Source organism: Pseudomonas agarici (assembly GCF_900109755.1).
In the GTDB taxonomy this organism is placed as follows: domain Bacteria; phylum Pseudomonadota; class Gammaproteobacteria; order Pseudomonadales; family Pseudomonadaceae; genus Aquipseudomonas; species Aquipseudomonas agarici.
The window spans coordinates 1-9530 of record NZ_FOAR01000048.1; the positions used below are offsets into that span (position 1 = coordinate 1).

A 9530-nucleotide genomic window follows, 5' to 3' on the forward strand; every position below is an offset into this window, starting at 1 on the left:
CATGCCGATCTTGTAGATGCCTGGCATGGCTTCGCTGGCGAGGCAGTAAATGAATCCGTAGTTCATGCCGCGCCCCCAGACAATGAAGCCCTCAGGTGATCGAGACATTCGCGACGGAATTGATTCTTGGCTTCCTTGGTGTATTGAAACCGAACCATCCGAACAGCATGCATCGCAGCAGATATGTGATAGTTACGTTCGTGCGCCACGTTTTCAGATTGCGAAAAACGTGGCGCGAGATTGTTGAGGGTATTGCCGGCATCTATTGAACTGTGCATAATCAGCTCCAGAACGTACTTGTATGTGCTGCACAAAAAGCCAGGCCGCGAACCTGGCTTTTTTGTGCCTGCGATTTGTCATTTTTCACTTTTGAGTCCCTCTTTAGGGGCTAATTGGTACAGCCTGGCTTTTGGGCGCCTCATTAGAGACGGCCCCCCCATTGCTAAAAACTCGATAGCAATTGCTTCGAGCGCTTCGTCGACGCCGACCCCACTTTTCAAGGCGAAGGCAGCGATCTTTCTCTTTGCACCATCGCTCAGGTGCTCATATTCGATTTCAGGCACGTGACCTCCAAAGGGCCTCTATGCAGCGCTAGACTGTTTGTCGTTCTTGTTGAGCGCTTCGATTGCGCCGTTCTCAACAGCCCACTCGATCATTTCGTACAGATATGTGGCGTGCTGCATCTCAGCGCGCTCTGCTGCGCGACTGAGAATCCGGTCGAGTGTTTTGTTGAAGCGCACCTTTCGGGGCGTGTCTCGCTTATGCGATTGATCGGCGTACATTTGCTGTTCCTTGTGACTGATAAAGGGGTTAGGCGGCGGAGAGTGCTTGGCTGGCCGCAGACTGAATCTGCGCCCACGGAAAAGATGGGCAGAGGTCGGCGCGATCAACTGCGCCTCCGGTCAATGCCTCGATTTCAATTGCGCGCTTGGCGGGAACGGATCGCTCGCCAGAGCACCACTGGTTGACAGTGGGCGCAGCAACCCGCAGGCGGCGCGCCATTTCCGCTTGGCTGCCGAGCAAGCGGGATGCTTCTTTGGCTGCTTCTGCTGGCTTCATGAGTTGTCTCCTGGAGATGTTGCGGTGAATATAAGGCATTACCTTATCTACAACAAGCCATTGCCTAACCAATATTGCTACGGGCCTAATTAGGCAATGCTTACCGGACCGGAATTAGGCGCCGCCATCGAGGCTGCGCGGATCGCCAAGGGCGTATCAAAAAAGCAGCTCGCAGACGACTTCGCAGTGAAGCCTCCGTCGATACAGGGCTGGGTGAAAAACGGCAGGATCGATAAATCGAAGCTGATGGACGTGATCGACTATTTTTCAGACGTGGTCGGGCCGGACCACTGGGGTTTACGTCTGGGCTTCGCATACTCGGAAGAAGCACTTGAGGCTAGGAAGCTTTTCTGCGGCGGAGCGGAAAAGTCGCCGGTGTCGTCTGCGGCCGATAAGGTTCGTCATATGCTGGAAGGCAAGGCCTTGGACGATGATCGTTTGCAGAGGATTCTGGCGATCGCCGAGGGAGACGAGCCAGTGGGAACTGTCAGCGTTCTAGCGAACGATGCGTACAGGCTCGGCAAGGTCGGCGACGAGGTGTGGATTGCCCATTACGACATTCGCGGCGCTTTGGGTGGTGGTGAGGTCGCCCACGACTATCCGGAAATGCTTCAGGATGTGCGCGTCAGCCCTTCCCAGCTTCGGGCGATGGGTGTTGAGTTCAAAGAACACTTCCACCTGAAGATGGTGACAGGTTGGGGTCAGTCGATGGCGCCAACCATCAAGGATCGCGACCCGCTACTGGTCGACATCACGATCCGGGAGTTCACGGGTGATGGCATCTACCTCTTCTCCCACGACGAAATGCTGTACGTGAAACGCCTGCAAAAGAAAGGCAAGGATCGCTTCAAGATGATCTCGGACAACAAGCACCACGACCCCGAGGACATACGAGTGGATGACACCCACATCCTAGCTCGCGTGCTTTACGTGTGGAACGGGCAGCCGGTGTGACGCTATGACCCTCACTAAACGCTACCAACCGCTGCGCCGCGACCTGAAAGAGGCTGCGGCATTCTCAAGTAGTCGGGAGTCGATCTGATGAAGGGCGCCGTGCGACTGTCTGAGGATGGCCAGTAAGATGAGGTTAGGGAGTTGCTGGAGATCGCGGCGAGTTACCTGGCTGTCGAGGGATATGCAGATGAGGTGAAGAGGGAAGCATTTCGAGAACGCAGTAACCAATCGGAATAAGTGAATATACAATTCAAGGATGTGAAATGAGCGGCGAAGACTCTAACGTTTCTTTTGAAGATGTTCCGGTGCTAGCTGACATTGAGTCGATTGTCTGCCGCCCAAAATATCAATCCTCTCTTTATTTTGTACCCACACACAAGGACAGGAACTTTGGAAGCATCGTCGCCCCTTACCATCTAAATGGAAAAACGATTAAGTGTGGAATATCGGACTGCGGAAAGCCGCACTTACACGGCTACCTTATTACTACTAGTGACGAACAAGAAACAAACATAGGCAAAGACTGCGGTACAAAGCATTTCAAAGCAGACTTCTCGTCAGAAATGAAAAGGCATGATGAGCTATATAGCAGAAGACTCAAAGTAAATAGGATACTTGAGCTTAAGGCAGTTGCTCCATCAATGCTCGCGACAATATCCAGCCTACAACAACAATATTTATTTCTTAAATCGCTTCGCTTCAAGCTTCGAGGGGCATTTTCTGCGGCTGACAGCAGCCGGCTTGATCATAAACTAAAAACCCGAGATCCAGGGCTCTATAGGTATGAAGCTAGATCCCTAGCCGAGAGAGAAGCTTATCTTGAGACCAACCCTGCGGCGAAGAAGTCGGGTGCTGTGCCACCAAAACAGATAAAGATTGGCGAAATAGCGGGATTCAGCTTTTTAGGCGCTTCTTACAAGGACGAAGAGATATTTAACTTTATTAATCCATTAAAAAACGTTATAGCCGCAAGCGAAGTTGAAATACATCAATGGCGCGCAGGGGAAATTAGCAAAACTCACGCATGGATTAGTTTAATCCCAAAAGGCGTCGCTCGTATTGAAAGCCTTATTTCTAGCGGCAATGATTTTTTCACATCCAAGAATCTTGAAGATCTTTTGCTAATAGGGATTTCAAAAGACAGCCTATCTCCAGCCATAAGTGAGATACGAAGGGTCATGTCTCTTTCTGGACGGAGATTGTAGCGCTTTCTATTTTGGCATTAGATAGCTTTTGGCAAAGATTGCTCATAAGCTCCGGCGATGGAAGTCCAACCCAGAGCAGGGCCTGCTCATGATGTAGTGGTTCGTAAGTAGCGAATAAATAGAACCCTGGCTCATCACCTAGGTTTTTCCATGTCGCAACCATAAATCCTTCGCATGGGCTGTAGATTAGGCACTCCTGATAATCTCTTGGCTTGCATAACGAGGTAAGGTTTAGGCTCTGAACCGCTGGGGTGGATTTCATCTATCACCTTTAGGAATCTATTCTTAAAAATGCATTCCTTAGTAGAATATACCAAAATGGCTCCGGAGCAGGGTCTCTTACATATGACTTCCCCGCCATAACCTGTAGCCCGCCACTGAGCGGGCTTTTTAGTGCCCGTCAGAACGGGGCCAACTCCTCTTCAGGCTCAAACTCAGCCTCTCCTTTTCCCGCCGTATCCAACTCCTGTTGCTCCCATCTCACCGTCACGCTGCCGTCGTCATTGAGCGTCAGTTCGAGTTCGTCAGTTTCAGCGATCACGCTAAGCACTTCTTCCCATTCCCGATCACCGTCCGTGTCCAGGCGATGAACAGTTACCTCACGCCGCTCCTGCGCGATCGGATGATTGATCATCGATGAAACTCGCAGGCTGAGCCGCTCTATCCCGGTCATACCGCTGGCTTGTGGTGGTTTTACATTTCCGTGGACTGCCATAAACATCTCCTTAACAAATACTGTATATAAATACAGGATAGGCAAAGCTTAACGTCTCGATCTGGAAATGCAACCCCCTCAGCCGCTGACTTTCGCCGGAGAAGAAATTTGAAAATAATTAGGCATTACCTATTTACAGAAATTAGGCATTGGCTTATCGTTCACCCATCGCAGCGACACAGCCACTGCGAAGGGCCTCGAAAGGGTCCGCTCCGATTCGGAGTCGCTCTTTAAAAATTCAGAACACGATCCTGCTGCGGAAATAACAGCGGGGCCGCCTGTCCGGCAAGGACAGGGAGGGCCGATGCAAAGGCTCTGTCAAAAACTAACGATTGGCCGCTACGCCTCTACTGGAGACCGGCGATCTGATCTGACCTACCGCCACGGGAGTGACTTTGGCGCTGGGAGGAAACGCAGGGAGAACCTGCGGCAGACGAGGGATACCGAACTGGCGAATGACCCAGATATGCGTAGCGAGACAGATTTCCTCGATGCCCTTCTTACGAGGGGTATCAGGGAAGTCAAACCGGGGTAAGGAAATGAACGAAGAACAGATTGAGCGAGTTCGACAGATTGTTCTTGAGCTGTCTGAAAAAAGCGGCACCAGTTTTGATACCGCCTTTGAGTCAGCTATTGGCGTAATGAGGTATCACGCGATTGATGTTGTGCCCTGGGGCAAGTCAGCCGCCGGCGGGTCAGGCCTCGTAAAGGAATGCTGACCACTCACTCCCTTCAACACGGCATAGAAAAATTGAAGCAGCGCCTCGCGAAGTAAGCGGATCAGAAATAGATTTGACTCTGTCTCTCAATACAGAGGTGCTTAGGGCGCTTGCTCCAAAGTACGTGCCTATCGGCATGTCATAAGTTTTTCCGTCATCAAACTTAACCGTCCGCTTCAGGCCTAAAGCAGCCATTTTTTCGTGAAGATCGGCGTAGTCCTCGCCATCGGCCCTGAACAGCTCAACTCGAGCCATGTATTCCGCCATAACTGCATTCCTTGTTTCGACTGTGGAGGTCGAAGCATATGGGTTTCCCTCGACTGTGGAAAGCGAGGAAACAGGGAGCCTGCCCCTGTAAAAACAGGCGACCACATTCGATTCAAGCCGGTGACCGACGCCAGTAGCGGGCCACGGCGGAAAGTTTCACTGATGCGCCTGGTGACGGGTGCATTGGGAAAACAACCGAGGCAATGACCATGCTCAATATCAACGAAGCCGAACTGAAAAAATCCATCGTGGCAAATGTCGCCGACCAGTTGCTGCGAGAGGACGAAGACCTCTCCGAGATGGTCGCGAAAGAAGTGAAGAAACGCATCGACAAAATCTTCGACGAGCGCGTGACCTCGCAGATTCAGAAGGCGATCGACGAAACCATCAACGGTTCGTTCGAGCGTGAATATCGCCGGGTGAATCAGTGGGGTGATCAGGAAGGGCCGTCCACCACGCTCCGCAAGGAGCTGGAAACAACCGTCACTGCTTACTGGAACTGCAAGGTGAACCCTGGCGATGGCAAGCCAGCATCCAGCTCGTACAACACTGTGACGCGCGCCGAATGGCTCATGACCAAGATCTGCGCCGAGGACTTCACCAAGCAAATGCAGACCAGCGTCAACGCTGTGACTGGCGCACTTAAGGACGGCCTGCGTAACCAGTTGGCCGGCCAGATGGACATGATGTTGAACAACCTGTTCCACATCAAAAGCCTGCAAGACCAGGGCAAGGTCGAGAAGCCGTACTGAGCATCACTTCTGCCCATTCACTGGGTGGGCAGATGGATGTGACAGGCCTCAGTTGTTCTCGTTTTCTTCGGCCACTCGTCGCTCTTCGGCCAGCTCCGATTTTGCATCCTTCAACAGAGCAATCAGGTCGTCGACCTCTTCGTCAGCAAAAATCAGCACGTGCTCTTCACGGCCCCCCTGATCCTGTTTGATGCAGATGTTCCCGGCGTCAGAGATGTACACCTCTGCCCCGTATCGCGGCTCAATTTTTCCAACCATGGAGTGCACCTATGCGATTTACCTACGAAGTGAAGGGTGGAATGTACATCTACAAGGGTCCGAGTGGTCACGGCGGAATTGCTTACTCCCTCGAGCAAATCAACAAGCGGCTAACAAAAGCTTACGGCGCCGCCGGCTACGAGCTGGTGAAGTCCTGACCAACCAGCGCCACGACAGCCTGTCGTTAACTGCCCGATCCTCTCTATGAGAGCGCACAGTCTGGAGGGTACATGAAAAAGCAGCGTCTTGTTTATGGCGTTGGCCTGAACGATGTCCCGATGTCGGCAGGCCGGGCGGAAAGCAACAGATTCAAGCACGACCCGATCTATGCAAGATGGTCTGACATGCTCATGAGGTGCTACTCGGAGCGATACCAGGCCAAGTACCCAACCTATCGCGGCTGCACGGTCGTGGAAGAGTGGAAGAGGTTCTCCGCTTTCAAAGGCTGGATGGTCACTCAGCGCTGGGAGGGAATACATCTCGACAAAGATTTTCTGGTTCCCGGCAATCGGGTCTACGGACCGGATACATGTGCGTTCATACCACAGTGGTTGAACCTCTTCTTCGGCACCAATCAGGCGACACGGGGCGAGTGGCCGATAGGCGTTGCCTGGGTCAATTGTAAGTGCGACAGGAAGTTCGCCGCATCCCTGAATGTCGATGGCCTGCGCGTGACACTTGGCAGGTTCCACACCCCGGAAGAGGCGAATCAGGCCTACCGGGAAGCCAAGCACCGCGAGCTTCTAAAGCGGATTGAGCAGTACAAGGCTTGCGACTCTCAGGATCCTCGGGTTCTCACCGCCTTGAGTGATCGCGCAAGAGAGTTGCTTGCCAATGAATTGGTCGGCTTCCAATAGCGGCCATAGATGCGGACGAAACTGCGGCCTATAACCGCCCACCTGCATTGCAGATGAACCGCCGAGCGCGGGAATTGCCCATCCGTCCCCGGATACCTGATCGCGGCTAGAGCTGAAAGCGCGACGAGGTGATAACGCCGGGAGCAGGAACGGTTCGCCTAGCCTGCCATCTGCACAATCAATAGGTGGCCACTGCCTGCCCAGTGAGCGAGCAATAGGAGCTACCGACATGAAGTAGCCGAACGATTCACCTGCGTGGCGCAGCAAGCCTGAAGGCTGCGCCCAATACTCATACAGGCAGCGGACAGTAGGTCGTCGATGTCACCGCGCATCGGCCGGAATTCCGGTAGGCCACCCCAGCGCACCAGGACAACTTGACGCTGCAAACCCAGGCCGTCGCCAGTAGCGGGCCTGGGGCCTATCTCTCAATCGGAGCCGCCACATGGAAAAGCTTCAAGTCCAAACGGACAACGGCTGGACCTTCGTCTTTTGCTTCATCGGGAAGACGTTGAAAACGACTGACAACCGCGACCATGCCCTTCCGCGCAAATGCCCCGAACTTGCGGGCAGAATTCTTGAGGAATTCGAAAAGGAATTCCCTGAACGGAAATTCCGGCTGGCCTGATCGGGCCGGCTGCACCCTCCTCCCGACACCACCCGCATGCACTCCCCTCCGCGCCCATCGGCAACCAGCGGGAGGCATGAGTGTTGAACGAATACAGGTGAACCAAATAAGCGGAGCAAATCATGAGTAAAGAAATCAGCTTTCTCGCACAACAGGTTTCTTCGGAAGCCGGTTATTTCCAAGACCGACAGCGCCACTACATGACAAAGGTTTCCGCCACGCTGGCAAGTATTGAAGAGAGTGAAATCCTTGCTGAGTTCACACCTGAAGAGATTTTGCAGGTGCACGACCGTGACGCATTCCTTGAGCTGATCGGCGAGGAATATGCCTGCAATTATTTCCTCGTTGCGCCAGAAGATTCCCCCTTTTAACCGGGCGAACCAACGAATGGAGAGAGTCATGAGCAAAGATGATGGCGGGCCGGCCTTTCCCGCGCCCGAAGCCGCTGTTGCACGATTTGGCGATGCCAATGCCGATGCATTCCTCGGCATGACCCTGCGCGATTACTTCGCAGCCAAGGCGCTTGCTCCAGCATTTCCCGGCATGAGTACCCGCGACGTGCAGTACGCCGCCGAGTCTGCGTACGCAGTTGCCGACGCAATGCTCGCCGCCCGTTCCGCCCAACCCCAAACACTGGAGGTCGCCATGAGCGATTTCGGATATTGCGAGGGCGACGCGTGCGCCCGTGATGGCTGCGCAGGCGTCATCGAGCTGGAGCAGGTAAAGGACTGTAGCTGCCATTTGAACGCGCCATGCTGGCGTCATCAGGAAGCCGATATGTGCTGCACGAAATGCGGATGGCGGGCTGCTGATGATCCTTTGTGCGTTCGCGAAATCGCAACCATCAGCATGGGCGATCTTCCCCGCATAGAAACAAGGCCTCGCGTCCTTGATCCCACAAAAATCGACTGGGTGGCAAAGCTCCACAGCAGCAGCTCCATGATCAAGGAGGGCGTCTTCCCAATCGGAACGCTTGTCTCGGATGTGGAGAGGGTGGTGCGCGGCACCTTCGGCGGCAGATTCGAACGCTTCAACGAAGACACCGGCCACTTCAAGTACATCGCTTACACCGACTGATCCGGCACTCTGGAGGCGACCATGAACGCAGCATTGAAGATATGCCAAGGCCGTTACGACGCGCAGTTGCCGCCCCCAGTGAGCGAGTCGGCCGTAGAGATTGCACGCGCCGAGTGGCTGTACAACGCAACAGAGCAGCTTGTCCGCTTCCGCACTGATGTGAAGTTTCAGCGCTGGATGAGAAAGTCGCAAGGCGTGACCGTTGCTCAACTGGCTCTGGCGGTAGATGAGCATGTGAATAGTCGTCTTGAGGACTGCAAAGTCAGCTCCTCGGCGCTTGGCTGGCTGCTGTTAACCGCTGGCGACAAGCCCGACAAGAGCGCGATCTCCGAACTGCTCGGCCCAAGCGACAATCATTTCGGAAAGCTTGGCGAAATCGCCGAGAGCTTACTCCGACCCCTTTTCGATGACGCACTTGCCGCCCAGGCCGAGGATGACTCGTTATGAGCCCCCACGTCTTAATCGGACAAGAGCTTGAAGCGCTTGAGAGCCCGGAAACGCTGATCAGTTGGTCAGTAATGATTCAAAAAACGCTTTCAGAAATGATGCTGGACGGACGCCTCAGCGTCGAAGAATTCAATCACTACTGCTGCCGACTCAACAAGATTGTTGAGAAGCGCAAGGAGTTGTTATGAGCACATCACCAGTTAAATCACTGATCGACGAACAGATTGAAGAGATTGAGCGAGCGCTTATAGTCCTTGGGGCTGGCTTGCCGCGTGATCTACCCGTTTCGGCACTGCCGCCAAATCTTGCTGAAGCAATTAAGGGTGGGCGGATTGCCGTAAGGGCTCGAAAGCAGGTGGCGCCATGAGGGTTTTATTCTGGCTTCTAGCCGCCGCCGCTCTAGTTCTTCTTCTGCAATACAGTCTTTTCAAAGAAAACGGTGAGCCGAGACAGATTATTTCGTCTGAGCATGATGCAAGGGTTGGCCCATGACCTCGCATCAGCGCACTCGCCGACTTTTGATTTTGCGCGGCTCATTCACATCTATCGCATTCTTCACTCTCTTGATGTTGCTCAGCGCTCTCGCTGATCGAAT

General features: G+C 53.6%; 18 protein-coding genes. 12 read left to right on the forward strand and 6 right to left on the reverse strand.

Features of this window, described 5'->3' with window-relative positions:
• Positions 1 to 356 precede the first annotated feature (356 nt).
• The 3 genes from BMX68_RS24520 to BMX68_RS24530 are packed head-to-tail and all read right to left on the reverse strand — an operon-like array spanning position 357 to position 1059.
• Complete coding sequence (locus tag BMX68_RS24520) at positions 357 to 563, reverse strand: hypothetical protein (RefSeq protein WP_017129784.1); 207 nt, start codon at positions 561 to 563, stop codon at positions 357 to 359.
• Positions 564 to 581: 18 nt separating this feature from the next.
• Positions 582 to 782: a hypothetical protein gene (locus tag BMX68_RS24525; protein WP_017129783.1), complete on the reverse strand. Its 201-nt coding sequence runs from the start codon at positions 780 to 782 to the stop codon at positions 582 to 584.
• 28 nt (positions 783 to 810) lie between these two features.
• Complete coding sequence (locus BMX68_RS24530) at positions 811 to 1059, reverse strand: transcriptional regulator (RefSeq protein ID WP_017129782.1); 249 nt, start codon at positions 1057 to 1059, stop codon at positions 811 to 813.
• 96 nt (positions 1060 to 1155) lie between these two features.
• Between BMX68_RS24530 and BMX68_RS24535 the strand changes: the two genes are divergently transcribed.
• Together BMX68_RS24535 and BMX68_RS24540 are read left to right on the forward strand one after the other, a co-directional pair.
• Positions 1156 to 2013 carry a S24 family peptidase gene (locus BMX68_RS24535; RefSeq protein WP_074862761.1) on the forward strand — a complete coding sequence of 286 codons (858 nt, stop codon included), beginning with the start codon at positions 1156 to 1158 and terminating at the stop codon, positions 2011 to 2013.
• 263 nt (positions 2014 to 2276) lie between these two features.
• Complete coding sequence (locus BMX68_RS24540; protein WP_017133291.1) at positions 2277 to 3218, forward strand: hypothetical protein; 942 nt, start codon at positions 2277 to 2279, stop codon at positions 3216 to 3218.
• A 400-nt stretch (positions 3219 to 3618) separates the two neighbouring features.
• Here the strand turns inward: BMX68_RS24540 and BMX68_RS24545 are convergent, their stop codons facing one another.
• Positions 3619 to 3933, reverse strand: coding sequence for a DUF1654 domain-containing protein (locus BMX68_RS24545; RefSeq protein ID WP_017133292.1), 315 nt, complete (start codon positions 3931 to 3933; stop codon positions 3619 to 3621).
• Between the two features lie 539 nt (positions 3934 to 4472).
• Between BMX68_RS24545 and BMX68_RS25755 the strand changes: the two genes are divergently transcribed.
• Positions 4473 to 4652: a hypothetical protein gene (locus BMX68_RS25755; protein WP_143063360.1), complete on the forward strand. Its 180-nt coding sequence runs from the start codon at positions 4473 to 4475 to the stop codon at positions 4650 to 4652.
• Here the strand turns inward: BMX68_RS25755 and BMX68_RS24555 are convergent.
• On the reverse strand, positions 4629 to 4919 hold the full coding sequence (locus BMX68_RS24555; RefSeq protein ID WP_017133294.1) for a hypothetical protein: 291 nt from the start codon (positions 4917 to 4919) through the stop codon (positions 4629 to 4631). The two genes, BMX68_RS25755 and BMX68_RS24555, sit on opposite strands and share 24 nt — an antisense overlap.
• A gap of 209 nt (positions 4920 to 5128) precedes the next feature.
• Between BMX68_RS24555 and BMX68_RS24560 the strand changes: the two genes are divergently transcribed.
• The gene (locus BMX68_RS24560; RefSeq protein ID WP_017133295.1) at positions 5129 to 5671 is read left to right on the forward strand and encodes a hypothetical protein; all 543 of its coding nucleotides are present in this window, start codon (positions 5129 to 5131) and stop codon (positions 5669 to 5671) included.
• A gap of 48 nt (positions 5672 to 5719) precedes the next feature.
• On the opposite strand, the gene BMX68_RS24565 is transcribed toward BMX68_RS24560, so the two are convergent.
• Entirely contained in the window at positions 5720 to 5929 is a 210-nt protein-coding gene (locus BMX68_RS24565; RefSeq protein ID WP_017133296.1) for a hypothetical protein, read from the reverse strand.
• An 11-nt stretch (positions 5930 to 5940) separates the two neighbouring features.
• On the opposite strand from BMX68_RS24565, the gene BMX68_RS26075 reads away from it, so the two are divergent.
• From BMX68_RS26075 to BMX68_RS24600, 8 genes are all read left to right on the forward strand, one after another.
• Positions 5941 to 6087, forward strand: a complete 147-nt coding sequence (locus BMX68_RS26075) for a hypothetical protein (protein WP_017133297.1) — start codon at positions 5941 to 5943, stop codon at positions 6085 to 6087.
• A gap of 72 nt (positions 6088 to 6159) precedes the next feature.
• Positions 6160 to 6786, forward strand: coding sequence for a hypothetical protein (locus BMX68_RS24570; protein WP_017133298.1), 627 nt, complete (start codon positions 6160 to 6162; stop codon positions 6784 to 6786).
• Between the two features lie 442 nt (positions 6787 to 7228).
• Complete coding sequence (locus BMX68_RS24575; protein ID WP_017133299.1) at positions 7229 to 7411, forward strand: hypothetical protein; 183 nt, start codon at positions 7229 to 7231, stop codon at positions 7409 to 7411.
• Positions 7412 to 7533: 122 nt separating this feature from the next.
• Positions 7534 to 7782, forward strand: coding sequence for a hypothetical protein (locus tag BMX68_RS24580; protein ID WP_017133300.1), 249 nt, complete (start codon positions 7534 to 7536; stop codon positions 7780 to 7782).
• Between the two features lie 28 nt (positions 7783 to 7810).
• Positions 7811 to 8488: a hypothetical protein gene (locus BMX68_RS26550; protein WP_017133301.1), complete on the forward strand. Its 678-nt coding sequence runs from the start codon at positions 7811 to 7813 to the stop codon at positions 8486 to 8488.
• 21 nt (positions 8489 to 8509) lie between these two features.
• Complete coding sequence (locus BMX68_RS24590; protein WP_017133302.1) at positions 8510 to 8935, forward strand: hypothetical protein; 426 nt, start codon at positions 8510 to 8512, stop codon at positions 8933 to 8935.
• Positions 8932 to 9123, forward strand: coding sequence for a hypothetical protein (locus tag BMX68_RS24595; RefSeq protein WP_017133303.1), 192 nt, complete (start codon positions 8932 to 8934; stop codon positions 9121 to 9123). The genes BMX68_RS24590 and BMX68_RS24595 overlap by 4 nt, the downstream gene beginning before the upstream one ends.
• The gene (locus BMX68_RS24600; protein ID WP_017133304.1) at positions 9120 to 9302 is read left to right on the forward strand and encodes a hypothetical protein; all 183 of its coding nucleotides are present in this window, start codon (positions 9120 to 9122) and stop codon (positions 9300 to 9302) included. The genes BMX68_RS24595 and BMX68_RS24600 overlap by 4 nt, the downstream gene beginning before the upstream one ends.
• The last annotated feature ends 228 nt before the right edge of the window (positions 9303 to 9530 follow it).